Origin of the sequence: Paracidovorax konjaci, assembly GCF_900112675.1 — a bacterium.
In the GTDB taxonomy this organism is placed as follows: Bacteria; Pseudomonadota; Gammaproteobacteria; order Burkholderiales; family Burkholderiaceae_C; genus Paracidovorax; species Paracidovorax konjaci.
The window spans coordinates 23,625-41,757 of record NZ_FOMQ01000001.1 but is presented as its reverse complement, the minus strand read 5'-3'; the positions used below and the strand labels follow the sequence as shown (position 1 = coordinate 41,757).

The 18,133-nt window shown below is 55.6% G+C and carries 15 protein-coding genes; 2 read left to right on the top strand and 13 right to left on the bottom strand.

The genetic code is table 11. The features are described from left to right. Window positions 1-39 precede the first annotated feature (39 nt). From BM144_RS00160 to BM144_RS00100, 13 genes are all read right to left on the bottom strand, one after another. Window positions 40-1,308, bottom strand: coding sequence for a DegT/DnrJ/EryC1/StrS family aminotransferase (locus BM144_RS00160; RefSeq protein WP_139225598.1), 1,269 nt, complete (start codon window positions 1,306-1,308; stop codon window positions 40-42). Next, the gene (locus BM144_RS00155) at window positions 1,250-2,200 is read right to left on the bottom strand and encodes a GDP-L-fucose synthase family protein (RefSeq protein WP_092948618.1); all 951 of its coding nucleotides are present in this window, start codon (window positions 2,198-2,200) and stop codon (window positions 1,250-1,252) included. Before BM144_RS00155 ends, BM144_RS00160 begins: the two co-directional genes overlap by 59 nt. Window positions 2,201-2,219: 19 nt before the next feature. Then, a complete protein-coding gene (gmd, locus tag BM144_RS00150) occupies window positions 2,220-3,299 on the bottom strand; it encodes a GDP-mannose 4,6-dehydratase (protein WP_092948616.1) in 1,080 nt (359 codons plus the stop codon). A 40-nt stretch (window positions 3,300-3,339) separates the two neighbouring features. Further along, complete coding sequence (locus tag BM144_RS00145; protein WP_092948613.1) at window positions 3,340-4,116, bottom strand: hypothetical protein; 777 nt, start codon at window positions 4,114-4,116, stop codon at window positions 3,340-3,342. Between the two features lie 4 nt (window positions 4,117-4,120). Continuing rightward, a complete protein-coding gene (locus tag BM144_RS00140) occupies window positions 4,121-5,413 on the bottom strand; it encodes an oligosaccharide flippase family protein (RefSeq protein WP_092948611.1) in 1,293 nt (430 codons plus the stop codon). Between the two features lie 34 nt (window positions 5,414-5,447). Further along, window positions 5,448-6,548: a UDP-N-acetylglucosamine 2-epimerase gene (locus BM144_RS00135; protein ID WP_139225597.1), complete on the bottom strand. Its 1,101-nt coding sequence runs from the start codon at window positions 6,546-6,548 to the stop codon at window positions 5,448-5,450. 9 nt (window positions 6,549-6,557) lie between these two features. Beyond that, a complete protein-coding gene (rffA, locus tag BM144_RS00130; RefSeq protein ID WP_092948607.1) occupies window positions 6,558-7,688 on the bottom strand; it encodes a dTDP-4-amino-4,6-dideoxygalactose transaminase in 1,131 nt (376 codons plus the stop codon). Next, window positions 7,685-8,407: a GNAT family N-acetyltransferase gene (locus BM144_RS00125; protein WP_092948605.1), complete on the bottom strand. Its 723-nt coding sequence runs from the start codon at window positions 8,405-8,407 to the stop codon at window positions 7,685-7,687. Before BM144_RS00125 ends, rffA begins: the two co-directional genes overlap by 4 nt. Window positions 8,408-8,410: 3 nt before the next feature. Beyond that, entirely contained in the window at window positions 8,411-9,475 is a 1,065-nt protein-coding gene (locus BM144_RS00120) for a glycosyltransferase family 2 protein (RefSeq protein ID WP_175525900.1), read from the bottom strand. A 38-nt stretch (window positions 9,476-9,513) separates the two neighbouring features. Then, on the bottom strand, window positions 9,514-11,295 hold the full coding sequence (locus BM144_RS00115; RefSeq protein WP_245783463.1) for a hypothetical protein: 1,782 nt from the start codon (window positions 11,293-11,295) through the stop codon (window positions 9,514-9,516). After that, window positions 11,292-12,254, bottom strand: coding sequence for a glycosyltransferase family 2 protein (locus BM144_RS00110; RefSeq protein WP_175525899.1), 963 nt, complete (start codon window positions 12,252-12,254; stop codon window positions 11,292-11,294). Before BM144_RS00110 ends, BM144_RS00115 begins: the two co-directional genes overlap by 4 nt. A 65-nt stretch (window positions 12,255-12,319) precedes the next feature. Continuing rightward, complete coding sequence (locus BM144_RS00105) at window positions 12,320-13,768, bottom strand: mannose-1-phosphate guanylyltransferase/mannose-6-phosphate isomerase (RefSeq protein ID WP_092948599.1); 1,449 nt, start codon at window positions 13,766-13,768, stop codon at window positions 12,320-12,322. After that, entirely contained in the window at window positions 13,765-14,133 is a 369-nt protein-coding gene (locus tag BM144_RS00100) for a DUF2304 domain-containing protein (protein WP_092948597.1), read from the bottom strand. The genes BM144_RS00105 and BM144_RS00100 overlap by 4 nt, the downstream gene beginning before the upstream one ends. Window positions 14,134-14,662: 529 nt before the next feature. On the opposite strand from BM144_RS00100, the gene BM144_RS00095 reads away from it, so the two are divergent. Both BM144_RS00095 and BM144_RS00090 read left to right on the top strand, forming a co-directional pair. Further along, window positions 14,663-16,357, top strand: coding sequence for a YfhO family protein (locus tag BM144_RS00095; protein ID WP_245783462.1), 1,695 nt, complete (start codon window positions 14,663-14,665; stop codon window positions 16,355-16,357). After that, complete coding sequence (locus BM144_RS00090; RefSeq protein WP_092948595.1) at window positions 16,350-18,128, top strand: carbamoyltransferase family protein; 1,779 nt, start codon at window positions 16,350-16,352, stop codon at window positions 18,126-18,128. The genes BM144_RS00095 and BM144_RS00090 overlap by 8 nt, the downstream gene beginning before the upstream one ends. Window positions 18,129-18,133: the final 5 nt, after the last annotated feature.

Genomic DNA, 18,133 nt, shown 5'->3' with positions numbered 1-18,133 from the left:
TCCTCCAGCCCGCCGCATCCGCTCCAGTCACCGTGCGCCTCAACGCACCAGCGTGTCGAGCGCACTACGGAGCAGCTCGAACTCGGTGTCCAGGGGGTAGTGGTGGTTGCCGATGAACAGTCCGTTCTGGTCGATCCAGTCGGCGTTGCGCAGTTGTCCATGGATCTCATGGTCGAACCATGACATCACCTCGTTCTTGGCGAAGTTTCCCGCCACGATCGGGCGGCAATCGATCCGGTGCGCCTCCAGCGCCGCCACCAGTTGGCGCCGGTCGAAGGGAGCGTCCTCTGCCAGGACCATGCTGAAGCCGAACCAACTGCTTTGCCCGATCTCCTTCTGGACATGGAGCATCGGGTAGTCCGCCATCAGCGCCACGAACTTGCGGGCATTCTCCTGGCGGACTTCCACCATTCCTGGCAGCTTCCTGAGTTGTGCCGATCCCAGGGCTCCGCTCATCTCGAGGGGGCGGACGTTGTAGCCGGGCAGCACGAACCGGAAAGACTCCTGGAACGGGTCGTCCGATTTCTCGCCGCACACGTGGTTGAACTTGGGCAGGTTCCGTGTCCAGCCGTGTGCGCGCAGGCACACCAGGAGATGGTGCAGTTCGTCGTCGTCCGTGACCACCAGCCCCCCTTCCATGGTGGAGATATGGTGGCTGAAGAATGAGCTGAACGTCCCCATCAATCCGATCGTTCCCGCCTGCTTGCCCTGGAAGACGGCACCCATCGATTCGCAGTTGTCTTCGATGAGGGCGATGTCCCGCCCTTCCAGCAAGGAGGAGATGCGATCGAAATCATTGGGGTTGCCCAGCAGATTCACCGCCATGACCAGGCGCGTGGCCGGGGTGATGGCGGCTTCGAGCTGCGCCAGATCGTAGTTCAAGGTGTCGCGGTCGATATCCACGAACTTGAGCTTCAGTCCGTATTGGTACAGCGGATAGTAGGTGGTGCTCCAGGAGACCGCCGGCACGATCACCTCGTCGCCGCGGCGCAGCCTCGTGCCCTGCTTGCGGTAGAAAAGCGCCGCCACCATCAGCAGGTTGGCCGCCGACCCTGAACTCACCATCACGGCATGCTTGCTGCCGGCATAGTCCGCGAACTCCCGTTCGAATGCGGCCACCCGTGGCCCCATGGTGAACATCCCGGAAGTGATCACTTCCTGCAGGGATGCGTATTCTTCGTGGTCCCACGTGGTGCTGGCCAGGGGGTAGCTGTTTGCTGCTGTCATTTGCTCTCGCTTATCTGCTTGTTCACGCACGGCCGGCGGCCTGGGATGGGGTTTGTGGAGCCAGGCCGAGGTAGTAGTCATACGCCTTGCGCATTCCCTCCTCCAGTGGCGTCGAAGCCTGCCACCCCCAGCGCTGTGCCAATGAGGTATCGACCAGTTTGCGCACCATCCCGACGGGCTTAGTCAGGTCGTGGCGGAACGTGCCGGTATAGCCGACGATCTCGGCACCGATGCGGTAATAGTCATTGATGGTGTGATCGGCCCCGATGCCCACATTCATGACGGAAGGCAGGCTGTCGAAACGCCGGATGGCCTCTACCAGGCAATCCGCCAGATCGCCGGCATACATGAATTCGCGCCGTGCATTGCCATCTCCCCATATCTCTACGCTGGGAGAGCCGTCGCGCTTCGCGGCATGGATCTTCTGCAGGATCGCCGGCACCAGATGGGACACGTCGGGAGAAAACTTGTCGTGGCGGCCAAACAGGTTGCAGGGAATCAAGGTCTTGTATTCAAACCCGTCCTTCTGCCGGCTGATGTAGTCGCACAGCCGCGCCACCATGATCTTCGCCAGCGCATAGCCCTCGTTGGTGGGTTCCAGCTCGCCCGTGAGCACCATGTCTTCGCGCAGCGGTGTGGTCAGCCCCCGCGGGAACATGCAGGAGCTCCCGAGATTGAGAAGCCGACGAACCCCGGCAGAGCGTGCCGCCATTACCACGTTGCGGCCCATGTCCAGATTGCCCAGCAGGAACTGCACCGGCCGGGCGATGTTGGCCTGGATTCCTCCGACCACACCCGCAGCGTGAATCACCACATCCGGCTGGTTCTGCGCCATGAAGCGCTCCACCTGCGAATAATCCAGCAGATCGAGCGATTGATGGGACGGCGCAAGGATTTCGAAATCCTGCGCGGCAGGGTGCTCCATGAAGTTGCGGCCGACCATTCCGGTCGATCCCGTCAGAAGAATGCGCATCGCTTTCTCACCCACCGCGTCAGACGCCGCCGCCGGGCTGGAACCCCTCTTCCAGGCACAACCTGTCCCGCTCGGCGAGCTTGAGATCCGCCTGGGCCATCTCCTGGACCAACTCTTCGAACCGGGTCCGGGGCGCCCAACCCAACGCCTGCTTGGCCTTCGCAGGATCACCCAACAAGGTTTCGACTTCGGTCGGACGGAAATACCTCGGATCCACACTCACCCGCACGACGCCATTCTCGTCGTACCCCTTTTCGTCGATGCCCTCGCCTTGCCAACGAAGCACCATGCCCAGTTCCTGCGCAGCGGCATTCACGAAGTCCCGCACGCTGTATTGGATACCGCTGGCGATGACGAAGTCTTCGGGCGTGTCCTGCTGCAGCATCAGCCATTGCGCTTCCACGTAGTCCCGCGCATGGCCCCAGTCGCGCTTGGCATCCAGATTGCCCAGATAAAGGTTCTCCTGCATCCCGAGTTTGATCCGGGCCAAGGCGCGGGTGATTTTCCGGGTCACGAATGTCTCGCCGCGAATGGGAGATTCATGGTTGAAAAGTATCCCGTTGCAGGCATATATACCGTAGGCTTCGCGGTAATTGACGGTGATCCAGTAGGCATACAGCTTGGCGGCGGCATAAGGAGAGCGCGGATAAAATGGCGTGCTCTCACGCTGGGGAATCTCCTGCACCAGCCCATAAAGCTCGGATGTGGATGCCTGATAGAAGCGGCATTTTTTCTCCATGCCCAGGATACGTATGGCCTCCAGAATTCTCAACGGGCCGAGGGCATCCGAGTTCGCCGTGTATTCAGGCTCTTCAAAAGACACAGCCACGTGGCTCTGCGCGGCAAGATTGTAAATCTCGTTGGGTTGGACCTTCTGAATGATGCGCACCAGGGACAGCGAATCCGTCATATCGCCATAGTGGAGAATGAACTTCGGATCGGGCGTGTGGGGATCCTGAAAAAGGTGATCGATGCGCGCGGTATTTATCAATGAGGTCCTGCGCTTGATGCCATGAACCGTATATCCTTTTTCAAGCAAGAACTCCGCCAGATAGGCGCCGTCCTGTCCCGTAATCCCGGTAATCAATGCTGTTTTCATTTGGATTCCATTATTCTTGAATTTCTGAATAGATTGCTCTTCAATAGCAGATCAGGGCCCGCCGCAACGTATGCATCCACCGCAGACGACGCGGCCACGGAACGCGCGCCATCCAGCCGAAGTAGAGAGTTTGCAATACGGCGATACGCCCGCGCTGCCCCGTGAGCGCAGGCCGCTTCGCCACGTCGAGCGCAACACCTTCCTGCTTGGCCCAGCGAAGGGAGTCGGGAATCCAGTGTCCTTTTTCCACCAGATTCACGAAGTCGAAAAGGGGCTCTTTCATTCCATAGAAGCCGTCGCTATATGACGTCCTGTATGACCCCATGATCTCGAAGTTCCAAGGATTCTCTCCATCCAACAAGAGCTTGAGAAGATAATCGCGGTCCCAGAAAGCAGCCACGGTCGCCCGATAAGGGGCACCCCGCTTGAATTCACCGATGGCCGGATCATTCGTATCCCGGTCCGTCTTGATGTGATTCCAGTATTTCAGATGCAATGCATCGTGCCGCTCGATGAATTCCACACAGTGCCTGAAACGCGCGGCATCGATTCTCGTTGCCACCATCAGATCCTCGAGAAGCACGAAGACCTTCCTTGCCGGAATCTGTTGCAGGATGGCCCTGAAACTGCTGGACCAATCCCTGTCTTCGCCTGAAAGGATTGGAATTACTCCATTTTCAGAGAACGGTATTTCATTGGTACCGAAATAGACAGGATAGTTATTCTCAGGAAACTGCTTCCTGAATTGCCCCATGAACGGAGCCCAGAGGTCGCTGTACTTGTCGCACGACAATATCAATATTGCGAAATCACTCATCCGATCAGCCTCTGAAAATTGAGATCAGCGTACGGTATGCCGTACCTCTCCTGCGCACCAGCCAAGATATCAGCGCCACGGCCAGTATTCCAACACCGGCCGACAGCATGACCCAGACGAGATTCATCGGACTTCCGCGGAAGTACCATGCGCCCAAGGCCAATAGAGGCGCCGCCAGGAATACCAGGTAAGCGAACAGCAACTTGCCTTGGGCCAATAAATAATGCTCCAGCACCATGATGAGTGCGACCGGCACCATCGCCCATCCATACCATTTCAGAATGTGCCCCGCATCCCGATAGGCCTCTCCGAATAGAAGCAGGGTGACCTGCTCGGCGAAAAGCCAGTAGAAGCCTGCCCCCAGCACCGTCATGACCAGGGTCAATGCGATAGCCTTCGCAAGCAGATGGCCTGTATTGCTCTTCAAGGCCGAACCGGCGGCCGCCATAGGCAAGAGAGGTACCACCACGGCGGAAGGCAGATACATCACTGCCTTGCCCAAGGTCGCGGCGGCAGCATAGTACCCGGCATGCTCGGCATCGAAAAATGCCTTGGCCAAAAGCACATCGACCTGAAAGAGGAAATTGAAAGCCAGCGTGGCCAAAAGCACAGGAAACAGATCTCTCAGTCCGACATGATCGACAGGATTGTTCAGGCTGAGCGGAGCGTCCAGTTTTTTCCAGCAATAGGCAATGCTGAAAATCGCCAGGAACCCGCTGGCCAGTGCAAGTCCCAGCGTAGCCCCTTGCACACCCCAGCCGATCGCCACTAGGGCAGCACTGCCAACCAGCTTGGCAAGAGGCCCCAGAACGTTCAATACCGCGAGGAACCCGAAATGGTGCCGAGACTGTGCCAAGGCATTGGCTATGGGCAGCAAAAGCATGAAAAAGATATTCAAGCCAATGAAAGCAATGGGCAGGATGTCAGGCGAACGCAAGGCATTCCGGAGCATGACCGACACCGCGGCAAACACGACCAGCCCGCAGACGCCCAACCCCAGAAGCCAGAACTGGTTTCTCCAGAAGATCTGCCGAATATCCTTGCTGTCATGCAACGCCAGGTGCCGGGAAAACAACCGGGCCATGGCGATGTTCATGGTGGAAATAGGCACGCTCAGAATGGGTACCAAAGCCAGCAACGCGCCCAGCAAGCCGTAATCCTCGGGCCCGAGCATTCGCCCCATGGCCACGGAATAGGCGTACCCCAGAAGCCCACCCGCGATCGAAGTGACGAAAAGATAGCCAGATGTACTGACGAGCTTCTGCCCCAATGGCTTTTGCCCGGGCGATTCAGCCATTATCGGTAGCCCTTCATTGCAGCATGCACACGCATCATCGAATGCCTGAAAGCCGGTCCACAATGAGATCGCTGGCTTTGAAATCTGCGGGAGTCGGGGTGCGCTGATGGATCGACGGATCTTTCAAGAATTCGTCGATGACGGAATCATCAAGCTTGCTGAGCACTGCGTTATGTCCGATTCCCTCCATGCGCTCGGTCACGTTTCTCAGTATCAGGCACGGTTTGCCCAGGTAATAGCACTCTTCCTGATTCGACCCGCCGTCAGTGACTACATATTGAGCCCCGCCCAGGACCTTCATGAAGTCCATGTATGGCAAGCGCTTCATCAGCGTGATTCCAGCTTCTTTCTTCAGCACATCCAACAGACCAAGCCGAACCAGTGCCACCTCCGTAAGATGGTGAAGAATGAAAACGCATTGATCGCGTTTGGACTGCCGAATCGCCTTGGCAACAAGGCTCCTTACCAACCGGTCATTGAAAAGGTTCTCTTGGCGATGCACCACGAATACGAAATAAGGCCGGCTGATATTCAACGCCGGATCTGACGAAACCGCAGGTGAGGCCTGCGCCATGGCAAGGGCATCGCGCAACGTATTTTCCGACGTGTTGATCTTTTCGCCACCCAACCGATGGATGTTTTGCAGCGACCATTCATTCGGGCAAAAGTGCAGGTTGGCCAACCGTGAGGTGATGACTCGGTCGATCTCTTCCGGAAACGGATGGAGATAATTGAAGGAGCGCAAACCTGCTTCCACGTGAGCCACGTCCATCCGATGGATTTTTGCGAGCATGGCACCCATCACGGTAGAAACGGTATCGCCGTGGACCACCATGACGCTCGGGCCTGGCGCAGCACGTATGCTTCTTCTCAAAATACCGATAGACCGGAGAAAAGTCTTGAAAAACCAGAAAAGGAGCGAGGCCGCGCTTTTTCTGATGTTTCCTTCAAAAAGGATGACGTCCGGGCGGTTTTTTCCCAGAAGACCCAATAATTCACTGCTGCGGATGTCGTTCTGCCCAGAAGCGATGAGTTGGAAAGGAACACCACGCCTCCAGCAGACATGCATGACGGGCATCATCTTGATGAGCTCGGCAGTGGTTCCGATAAAGAAATAAATATTCTTGTATTGCACGGACAAGGCTCAAAGATAGAAATCGTGGATCAGCGTTGTAATACGCTCGACCTGCGCCTCTTCCAACTCATAGAAAAGAGGCAGCCTCAACAATGAATCCGCATACTTCTCGCAGTGGCTCAAAGAACGGCCATCATGGCGAGCTGCGTAATAGGGACTCAAATGCAGGCTTTGATAGTGGAAAACAGCATGAACTCCAGCCGATTTGAGGTGCTGTATCAAAGCTGAACGTTCATCCAGATTTGCACAGACGATGTAGAACATATGCGCATTGTTGGTCGCATATTCGGGAATATGGGGTAGCGTCAGCAGCCCCCTCTCTCCCAACGGCTGCAACTGGGAATAATATTGCGCCCAGAGTGCCAGGCGACGGTCCTGGATGCGCCTGAGCTGCTCGAGTTGCGCAAAAAGAAATGCTGCCGTGACATCGGATGGCAAGAAAGAGGAACCGATGTCCACCCAACCATATTTATCCACTTCGCCCCGCCAGAATGCGGAGCGGTTGGTACCCTTCTCCCATACGATTTCGGCCCTTGCCTCCAGCGCAGGATCGTTGATGCACAACATTCCGCCTTCGCCTGAGATGATATTTTTCGTTTCATGAAACGAGAAAGCACCCAGATCGCCAATGCCCCCGAGCGGTTGCCCCTTGTAATAGGAGTCGATGGCTTGGGCCGCATCCTCAACCACGAGGAGATCGTGGGCTTTTGCCAACTCCAAAAGCGGATCCATATCGCAAGCCACACCGGCGTAATGCACCGGAACGATGGCTTTGGTGCGAGAGGTGATGAGGGATTTCACACTCTCGCAGTCCATGTTGGGCTCATCCGGTCGGCTGTCGGCAAATACGACATGAGCGCCCCGGAGTACGAACGCATTGGCAGTCGACACGAAGGTATAGGAGGGAAGGATGACCTCATCTCCAGGAGAAATATCAGCCAGCAATGCCGACATCTCCAGAGCATCGGTACATGACGATGTCAGCAGCGTGCTTCGGAAGCCAAACTGCTCTTTCATCAGGCTATGGCATTTACCTGTGAAGCCGCCATTTCCCGATATCTTTCCTGACGCCACCGCTTGCTGGATGTAGTCCAACTCTCTGCCCGTCATGAAGGGCTTGTTGAAAGGAATCATTTTCATTGTTTATTCCCCGTCCAGCAGTGAAAAGTATGCGCAGCTTTCTTGATGAGAAACCCACTTTCCATCACCCCCCGAAGAGCTGGGATGTTTCTCAATTGGGTGGAGTATTCCATTTCCTTGACCCCCTGTTTTGCGGCCCAGGAACATGAAGCCTGAAGCAGTGCCCTGAAAATCCCCTTTTTCTGATAATCAGGAGCGACAGAAAAAAGCATTCCGTCGCAGCAGTCAGCACTCAACAGCTTCAAAGCAGCAAATCCTGCAACCACAGAATGGTGCTCATACACCAGCACACAGTCAGCCACTGAAGGAACCAAGACACATCTGCGGGCCCAGTCGGGATATATCCGATCGGCGGCATCGCGGGGCAACCGGCTATCAGCATGGTAATGCCCAACGTAATTCGCAAAAGATGATCGGGCGACACCCTCTACGGCATCTGCGTCGGCCGCTACCGCCTGCCTCACTTTTTCTCCATGCGTTTGAATTTCAACGGCGCTCACAGAGCGCGCCAGATAAATCAACGTGTCCATCAACTCAAATCCATTGGTTTCCAATTGATGGATTGCGGCCACCTCGTCCACCGGGCAACGTGCGATCATGAGCTCAATCTGCTCTTCTTTCGCCGCGTGCATCAGCCCTCTGGCTGCTTCCAGCCCGGAAATGGCCGTCTTGCCGATTCGCAAAGAGAACCGTTCGCTATCCATGGGTGAAAACAGCATTCTCTATTTCCCCTTGATGACGGATTTTTCATCGTAGCTCATCATTTCCGGATGGTGACCAACGATCTTGAGCACCATGTAGTGGCATATCTTCCAGGCCGTATAAAGCGTCAGCAAAGGATGGGCCATGTACAAAGCTTGGCGACGGCTGAACGACAACCATGCTCCATCGATCAATGGAAATACCAGCGTGAAAGCATAAGGAAGGAAAAGAAATTTCCTCACGGATAAAGACATCGGCTGGAAAGACTGGCGCCCCGTGAAACCTGCCGCACCGACCCCCTCGAGGTGGAAAATATTGTTCTTGATTCGCCACCTGATCTTCGCGAGGAATTTCGCCCACGTATCTCCAGAATAATGCCGCAGCGGATTATTCTTGGCTACAGCAAACGAAGCACCTTTTTCATTCAGCAAGAAAAACAAATGGCACAAATCCTGCGATTTTTCGATGGCGATCTGGCTCTTCAAAAAATCGATATCCGTCACCACGCCTGCCGCCAGATTTTCAATGAAAAGACGGTTATTCGATGCTGAGGGAGCAAAGATGATTGCATGGGGGCCCTCTGCAGTCATCTTGGCCTGGCGAGCTACCGCCGGCAGGTGAAAGCCCATTCCGCGGGACTGCCGATACATGAAGAATGAGAAGGGTTCTCCGAATTCATTGATATATTCATTGACGAGCGGATACCCCTCGGGATTGATGTATCCAGAGCTGTCCACCGTTCTCACATCGGGAAATTGCCTGAACGTGGCAATTATTTCCGACAGTGCATCGGAATTGACGACCTCCTCGTCGTGGTCAAGGTACATCAAATATTTTCCACGCGCCGCCTGGAAGCCCAGATACTTGGCATGCACAGGCTCGGTGAGGGGGTTATCGATCACCCTGCAACCCATGCTTTCCGCCATTTGCCTTGTTCCGTCGGAAGAGCCGCCATCCACGGCCAATATCTCCAGACACTCCTGGGGATAGCTCTGTTTCCGCAATGCCCCGATCACCATCGGCAAGAGCCTGGTCGAATTGAAGGTGGCTATGACTACGGTGATGAGCGGCATGTCTGTGCGCATGGGGCTTTCCATTTCAGTCTGCATTTTTTCCACGGCTATCACATGCTCCTGGAGATTTCAGGCAATGCAGGTGCTGCAACCTGCTTGATGCCATAGACACTGATATCCAGTGAACGGCACAGCAAGGATGGACCACACTCATGCTCAGGTATTCTTCGGTTCTCCAGCAAAATCAGCCGGGGATCAGCGTTCAATTCGGCATTGACCGCTGAAGCATTTTCCAGAATTCGGTTGTAGATCACGATGCGATTGATACCATTTCTCGCCAAATTGGCCACCGTCCCCGGGTCATCAATCTCTCCATAAATGGGACGCCCTTCGGGATCTCGCTGAAAGAGACGAAGATCTTTGCCGCCTGCGATAGGCTTCTGGTGGACAATCTGCCCCAGTGCCTCGAACAATGGTGCGGTCCCCCAATTGACGTTGGAATAAACCATGGGGTAACTTGCTATGGCGGTGATTTCTTTGTCTTCTGCCAAGCCTTCATAGATCTTGGCGACTTGGCTGAAATCGGTTTTCTGCACCACCGTGGGTGAACCCGGAAATACCTCCCACACATACAGCAAGCAAAACAGCAAGGCGATTGGTATTTGCGCTCTTGGCCTCAGACGTTCCGAGGCAAAAACCAAAGCCAGCAGCAATGCGCCGAAAAAGGACGCCAACTGAACGATCCGAGAGACCCCGCGAAACATGTCGAAGAAAAAGAAATACGCATGATTCACCAGAATCAAAGCGGGAAAATTGGATGAAAGCACCACAGCCGCTAAAAAGCTGATGATGAATGGCGCCCAGTATCTCCGTTTCCATGCGCCACGATAAAAACACGCTGCAGCTATCAAGAATACGACGGAATAACCCAAGAAAGCCCCTACATCGACAGGGGCAGAAAATGGATAAAGCTTGGAACCGACACCGGGAACCAGTGGTACGCCTTGCTGGAATATGGCATTTTCAAGCCCCCCCGCAGGCCTCACCAGATTGGACTGGATGGGATTGGTCATGAGAAACCACTGCTGCTGGATGAACTGTATATTCACCAAGAACAGGAAAACGCCGCTCAACAGGCAGTATGTGGCCAACCGTTCAAGCCGCAGCCTCCAGGGCCACCGTTGCATGACAAGAATCAATGGCGTGAAAAGCCATCCATAAAAAGCCCAGTAAGGATTGATCCTGAATTCCAGGGCATTGAGCAGGCACGATAACAGCACGTGCCGCAACAAACCTGTCTCCAGGTACTTCAAGAAAAAAAGATACACCAGGGGAAGCAACCAGAAGTGGTTGTTCGACATCGATCCCCTTGACAACATCAGAAAATAGCCGGAGAAGGCAAAGACAATCGCCCCCACAAAGGCCGGCACATGCTTGCGCGTAATATGCCAGCACAGCAGATACATGCTATACGCCGAAAGCGGATAAGCAATCAGCGCAGACATGTTGATAACCCAGACCAAGTCCCGCCAGGAGCCGCCTGCCCATTGAACGACCAGGGCTCGGGCGTCGTCCAGAATATTGTCGAATGGGAATGGAGAAAGATCGTACCCGAACGGAAAAGTCAAATCTTTGGCAACACCAAGACTTGAGAATATATTCCCGGTATGTACTTTCAGCCAAATGAACCACAGCGTTCCATCCGTATCCACATCGGGCATGGAGTAAACCGAAGATGGATCCACCCAAAGCCATCGATGCGCAAACAGTGCAGCTGTCAGTGCAGTAAAAAGCAATAGGGCACCCACATGCCACTTCCAGCCGATGCGGGTCAGGGCAGTCGGCCTTTCTTCCCCCATTGCGATCGAACTGTCCCTCATGGCGAGATTCACGGACGGTCTTGCTCGGGCGTTGCCTGGAAATTCAGCCGCTCGCGAATGATGTACACAGGCCGGTGAATCGCCTCCGTGTGGATCGCACCGATGTACAGCGACATGAGGCCCATGGCCATGAGCACAAGTCCGATGAAAAATGTGTTGGCCACCACCACGATAGCGAGCGGTGTATAGACATGCAGCTCCGAAAGAAAATAGGACATCAGCATCCAGGCCAGAAGCCCCCCACTCAGAAGCGTGATGAATGCGCCGATATATCCAATCAGTCGAAGAGGAAAAAGCGAAAATGACGTGATGCTGGAGACAGCCATCTTCATCAAGCGCAGGTAGGAATATCCCGGCACCCCCGCTTCCCGAGCACCCGCGTGGAACTCGACATATACCTTGCGGAATCCCATCCAGTCCATGATTCCTCGGAACATTGGCTGGCGATCGGTGACGGTACGGAATGCCTCCACCACCTTCCGGTCAAAAAGACGGAAATCTGTGGTTTGGGAAACCATATCCAGGCCAGATATCTTGGACATCAGCCAATAATATCCATGGGACCCGACACGCCTCAAGATCGGCTGCTTGTCGATCCCTGTGCGTATCGTTGCAACAATATCAGCCCCGCTGGCTCTCCATGTTTCGATCAATGTGGGGATCAACTCCGGAGGATGCTGCAGATCGGCATCCATGCAAATCACGGCGTCTGAATCCGCACAATGGACGCCAGCGGTCAAAGCGACTTCCTTGCCAAAGTTTCTGGAAAAATCGATCACCTTGATATTGGCATGGGTCTGCGCCATCTCACGCAGCACGTCCATGGACCTGTCGGAGCTTCCATCGTTGACGAAAATATAGTCCACCGAGATATCCCGGACCTTCTCCATAGCAGCAGCGGTTCTTCTATGAAGGTTGGCAATATTCTTTTCTTCACAGAAAACCGGTACCACGATCGATATTTTTTTCATCATTGCCTATCCGCCATTGATTCACTCACCGCCGGCCTTGCGGCCGCCCCCTGTCCGCCAGGCGCTCAGCGCCCGTAGGTATCCTGCAGACGGACGATGTCGTCCTCGCCCAGATAGCTGCCTGACTGCACCTCGATGATTTCCAGAGGCACCTTGCCGGGATTCGAGAGGCGGTGCACATGCCCCAGCGGAATGAATGTGGATTCGTTCTCGCCAAGAAGAAAGACCTCATCACCCTTGGTCACTTCTGCGGTCCCCTTCACAACCACCCAGTGCTCGGCGCGGTGGTGATGCTTCTGCAAGCTCAGGCTGGCTCCAGGATTGACCACGATGCGTTTCACCTGGAATCTGTCGCCACTGTCGATCGCGTCGTACCACCCCCAGGGACGGTGCATCTTGCGGTGGTTCTGGGCCAGTGCATGGCCGTTCTGGCGGAGCATCGCAACGATCTGCTTGACATCCTGCGTCTGCCGTTTATCGGCCACCAATACTGCATCCGGTGTCTCGATGACGACGACATGTTCCAGCCCCACCCCGGCCACCAGCCTGCTGCTCGAGAAAAGCAGCGAGCCCTCACAGTCGTGTGCCACCGCATCGCCCACCACGGCATTGCCGTTGCAGTCATGCGGCGAGATCTCCCAGACCGCATCCCATGCGCCAAGGTCCGACCATCCCACGTCCAGCGGAACAACGCAGGCAGGAATACCCAATTCGGGCATGGCGGGAAGGCGCTCCATGACCGCGTAGTCGATGGAGTCCGAGGGGCATGCTTCGAAGGCCGCGCCATCTGGCCGTACAAAGTCCAGATCCTTCTGCGCTTGTTCCATCGCAGCCGCGCAAGCGGAGGCAATATCGGGTCGGCACTTCCGGATGGCCTTCAGCCAGATGCTGGCTCGGACCATGAAAAGACCGCTGTTCCAGAAATAGTTGCCGTCATCGATATACCGCTGCGCCCGCTGCGCATCGGGCTTCTCCGCAAAGCTGATGATGCTGTCGATACCGGGCCCGTGCGGCCCTCCGCGCTGGATGTATCCATACCCGGTCTCGGCGCGACTGGCGACGATGCCGAAGGTGATCATGGCTCCGGCGCACGCGTGTGGAAAGGCGCACGACACGGCTCCATGAAAGGCAGGAAGATCGGCCATGACGTGGTCTGCCGGCATCACCAGCATCACCGGATCGTTGCCTTCCGCCCGTGCCTGCAGCGCCGCCAAGGTGAGCGCAGGCGCGGTATTCCTGCCCGACGGCTCAAGAAGAATGCGGGCCCGATCGACACCCGCCGCGATCAGTTGGCTTGCAGCCAGGAAACGATGCTCTCTATTGCAGACCACGACCGTAGAAAGATCCACGGGTATGGACGATGGCAAGCCTCGAAGGCGCAACGCGGTCTGCTGCAGCATCGTTTGCTGCCCTGCCAGCGGAAGAAATTGTTTGGGGTAGGTTTCTCTGGACAAAGGCCAGAGGCGCGTCCCAGAACCGCCACACAGGATGACGGGAAGCAATTGATCATTCATAGCGGAGCATCCGAGACAGAGTCGTGGCGCACTCCTTCGTTGTCTGCTTCCAGCATGGCAAGGCGCTGGTTCAAACGGCGCACGTCCCTTTCGATCCGGGTGTTCACCATGTCGGAGTGCAACGCCTTGACCAACAAGACGATGGAAGAGAGCAACAGCAGGAGGGCCGGCGGATAGCTGATTCCCAGCACCTGCGCCAGCCGATCGATGAGACCAGGCCAAGCACCCAACAGCGCGGCGGAACATGCAACCACCACCCAGAACAGGCCATGCATCAGATAGAGATGGTCTCGCCGAATCAGGTAGAGGATGAGGCCCGCCAAGCCGATGCCCATCAATGCGGTGGTTACTTGCAGGGAAGCCATCGGACTCCGGTGATTTTTGATGAGTGATCGCTGGCCGGCAGGTTCGCTACGGCAGCAGCAGCATTTTTCGGACAATACGCAAAGCCCGTGAGGCTTTGGCCCCCTCCTGTCCGATCTCCCGGAGAGCGGCGATTGTAGTCGCCGGCTCCACCATTCGACCAGCGCAAGCACCAACACCAAGCGTTGATTTTCCGATTGCCATCACTGGCATTAGCACGCGAACACATCGAAAGGCAACCCCCGCATGCATTAAGGCGTTGGGTAACAGCATCGGATTCTCGCACACATGGTGTTACATTCCTCCAGCACGGCAGTGGAGGGCCATGATCTGGGAAATTCCAGGAGGGCAGTCCCACAAGCGTTTATGGGATTCATTCTCACAATCCCATTATTCACGGCCTTTCTTCGGTTTGCCAACGGCGGCGCGTGAAAATCTAGATATATGGCGCCATATAACATCCGTAATTCGCACTATTCCATCGCACTGCGATATGGATCGGCATTTTCCCTTTTCATATGCCTGACTGCGGTGCTGTTCAGCCACCGCTGGTGGTCCGTGAACCCGTTCGCCGTTTACTCGATGCCCGACGTCGATACCGATGGCACGCTCTGGTTCATCTGGATCAAGGCCTATTCAGGCAAGATCTTCTCCAGCATGGAGTTGACTTCATTGCTGAGCTATCCCTACGGGTTCGATCTGAGCCCCTTCCCGTTCGATAATCTCATCGACGATCTGCGCTCTGCCGCAATCCGATGGTCCGGGGGCGGGTGGCAAACTGCCGTGTTTGTCATCAACGCGTCGGCCCTGATTGCCTATCCGTTGTCTGCGGCCACGATGTACATGCTCTGCTGGCACCTCACGCGGCGGCAACTCGCGTCTTTGGCCGGCGCTATCGTTTTTGGATTTTCTGGCTACTTCATCATGCTGTCCCGGGGATCCATGGCAAACAACCATTTCTGGTTGCTTCCCTTGGTTTATCTCTGCTTCATTCGTTATTGCGAATCAGGCCGCTGGCATCAGCTTGTGCTCTCCTGCATCTTGACGGGAATCCAATTTCGCATCAATCCATATTGGGCATTCTACGGCTGGCTATTCACCCCGGTATTCCTGGCTTTTGCCCAAAAAAGCTGGAAATCCAAGGCCGCCGATTTCATCAAGTATTCGCTCTTGAGTGGCTTGTTTCTTTTTCTCCTGAACATCCAGTTCATTCAGCAACAGTGGTATCTCATTACCAATCCTGTCATGGCAGGATTGGTTCGACCGCCCGGTGAAGTGCTGTCTGCCATATTCGAGCAGGGCGCACCTTTCATGCCGGGCGTGATACCAAAGATCTACCCTTTCTCCGCACCCATGGATGTGGGCGCCTTTCTCGGCTATTCCCTCCTGCTGCTGCTGACGGCCGCATGTTGCCGCAAAGCATCCTGGAGCCATCCAGCATTCAAGCCTGCGTTGCTGTGCTTTGCGGGCGCGGTCGTTCTTTCTTCTTATGTACCGGCACTGACGGGCTTCAATTTTCTTTATTTTGTCTTTTTCGATATGTTCCGCGGCGTATCGCGGGTCATACAGATGGCTTCATTTTTTGCGGGCCTTCTCGTGGCCATCTACGTTGCCAGCTACAAACAGCGGCCCTCATGGGTATTGATGGGCCTGGCCGTCTTTCTGACCTGGTACCTGGCGGAGACGTACCCCGGTTCGCCGACGATTCGCCAGAAGACAGACTTCTCGCAGGTGGCAAAAGTCTACGAAAGCCTTGCCGAAGACACCCGGGTCACGGCCATAGCCAGCTATCCAATGACTTATTACAACCAGCGATGGGGAACCGCCCCGTTGTTTGAAGTCATTGGACAAGTCGTGCACCAGAAACCGCTCGCAGGCGCAAAAGACCTGCGCCTCTTCCAGTGGGATCCTGAAGCCCGCCCTTTGTTTGGCGACATCGCCGATCCACGGACCATCGATGTGCTGGCGAGCCACGGGATCAATCGCATCGTCATCTACAACCGGCTGATGGATAACGTACGACAACTCCATCAGACGCTTTCTTCCGACCCCCGGCTGACATCGCTGGGCCGCCATTTCCTCGAAGAAAAAGACTGCGGTGTCTCTCTGACCTGCAGATCGCTGGATATCAGCATTTACGAGATCAACGGCGTCGACGTCCTGAAAGAAATACCTGCGCCCATCGGCAGCATCCATACAACACAGCGTTTGGGAAAAAATGAATAGCGATTCTTTGTTCATCGGCATCTCGCCTCAACATACGTCATCCGTTTGCGTCGTCGATGCGGAAGGAAAGATTCTTTTTGCGGCATCTGAAGAGCGGTTCAACCGAATCAAATGCTACAACTCCATCCCGTTGAATGCGCTAGCCCATGTCGCGCAGAATTTCGACATGGCCCGGGTCCGCGGCGTTGCCATTGCGGGCGGGCACCGTTTTAGAAAAATTGATTTTCTGCCATCGGATCAGCAGGAAAAGAGCCTGAGAAATCCGTTGCTGCTACCGCGCTTTCTTTCAAAGAAGGACGGCCGCTCGGAATGGCAGGCCATACTGCGCAATATGGGCATTTCCGGCACGCCGGCATGGTATGACCACCATGAGTGCCATGCGGCGAGCGCCTACTATGCCTGCGGATTCGACGATGCCCTGGTGGTCACTGTCGATGGGGGGGGCGACGGACTTTCTCTGACCGTATCGCACGGCAAGGGCGGTTCACTGAAACGCCTTAAAGAATTCAAGGAAAACGCATCGCTGGGGTTTTTCTATGGAGCCATTACCAGCGGCCTGGGTTTTCGCATCTTCAGGCATGAAGGGAAGCTGACAGGCCTTGCGGCCTATGGAGATAAGGCGAAGCTGTATTCCAAGCTCAGCAATCTCTTCCAGATCAGCACGGAGGGAGACGAGATCAAGATCAAGTCGGATCTCGTGGATGCCATGTTTGCCCGGGACTTTCCCTCGGAGCAAATATTCCTGGCCCGCAATTATTTCAAATTCATCAGTGGTCGGCAGACCATGCAGCAATTCAAGGATGAATTGAACAATTACCGACCCGGTTCTGCTTTCCGGCAACATTTCCAGGATGGGCAATACACCCGCGAGGACATGGCGGCGGCTGCGCAGGCGGTGCTCGAGGACAGTATCAAGCAGCTCATTCGGCATTACCTGAAAAAGACCGGCTGCTCCAATCTGGTACTTGCGGGCGGCGTGGTCGCCAATGTGAAGATGAACCAGCACCTCTTCAATCTGGAGGGCGTTCAGAATATTTTTGTCGCTCCTTACATGGGTGACGAAGGACTGTGCGTGGGGGCGGCTTATCTGGACCTGAAGCGCCAGGCCCCTGCATTTTCGGGACGGGTGCTGGACACGATGTACCTCGGCCCTTCCTACGGCAGCGAGCGCGTGGCCAAAGCCCTCGAAAAAGCGGCAGTACCCAATGTGGAGCGCATCGACGACCCGGCCCTTCGGGCCCAGCGCATTGCCAGCCTGATTGCACAGAACCGTGTGGTGGGGTTTTTCAGTGGCGCCATGGAATTCGGACCCCGCTCGCTCGGGGCCCGGAGCGTTCTGGCGTCGGCAAAGCAATATGAGATCAACGACACGCTCAACAAGCGCATGAAACGCTCCGAGTTCATGCCCTTCGCCCCCGTGATGCCCCATGAACGCGCAGGAGATGTGCTTGCCGGCAAGGTTGCAGGCTCGGAATTCGCAGCGGAATTCATGACCATCACTTATGAGGTGCATGAAAAATACCGGCAGCTTGCGCCTGCCGTCGTCCATGTCGATGGAACGGCGCGCCCTCAGCTGATCAAGAAGGAAAAACATCCGCTGTATCACGAAGTGCTGATCCAGTACGAAAAGCTCACCGGTGTGCCGATCTTGGTCAATACCAGTTTCAACATGCACGAGGAGCCCATCGTCAACACGCCGGAAGACGCGATCCGGGCCTACCAGCAGGGCTGCGTGGATGCGCTCGCCATAGAGAACTTCGTCGTTTCCTGATGGGC

Coding starts and splice junctions, on each gene's coding strand:
- BM144_RS00160 (WP_139225598.1), bottom strand. CDS start 1,308: ATGACTACTACCTCGGCCTGGCTCCACAAACCCCATCCCAGGCCGCCG.
- BM144_RS00155 (WP_092948618.1), bottom strand. CDS start 2,200: ATGCGCATTCTTCTGACGGGATCGACCGGAATGGTCGGCCGCAACTTC.
- gmd (WP_092948616.1), bottom strand. CDS start 3,299: ATGAAAACAGCATTGATTACCGGGATTACGGGACAGGACGGCGCCTAT.
- BM144_RS00145 (WP_092948613.1), bottom strand. CDS start 4,116: ATGAGTGATTTCGCAATATTGATATTGTCGTGCGACAAGTACAGCGAC.
- BM144_RS00140 (WP_092948611.1), bottom strand. CDS start 5,413: ATGGCTGAATCGCCCGGGCAAAAGCCATTGGGGCAGAAGCTCGTCAGT.
- rffA (WP_092948607.1), bottom strand. CDS start 7,688: ATGAAAATGATTCCTTTCAACAAGCCCTTCATGACGGGCAGAGAGTTG.
- BM144_RS00125 (WP_092948605.1), bottom strand. CDS start 8,407: ATGCTGTTTTCACCCATGGATAGCGAACGGTTCTCTTTGCGAATCGGC.
- BM144_RS00120 (WP_175525900.1), bottom strand. CDS start 9,475: ATGCGCACAGACATGCCGCTCATCACCGTAGTCATAGCCACCTTCAAT.
- BM144_RS00110 (WP_175525899.1), bottom strand. CDS start 12,254: ATGAAAAAAATATCGATCGTGGTACCGGTTTTCTGTGAAGAAAAGAAT.
- BM144_RS00105 (WP_092948599.1), bottom strand. CDS start 13,768: ATGAATGATCAATTGCTTCCCGTCATCCTGTGTGGCGGTTCTGGGACG.
- BM144_RS00100 (WP_092948597.1), bottom strand. CDS start 14,133: ATGGCTTCCCTGCAAGTAACCACCGCATTGATGGGCATCGGCTTGGCG.
- BM144_RS00090 (WP_092948595.1), top strand. CDS start 16,350: ATGAATAGCGATTCTTTGTTCATCGGCATCTCGCCTCAACATACGTCA.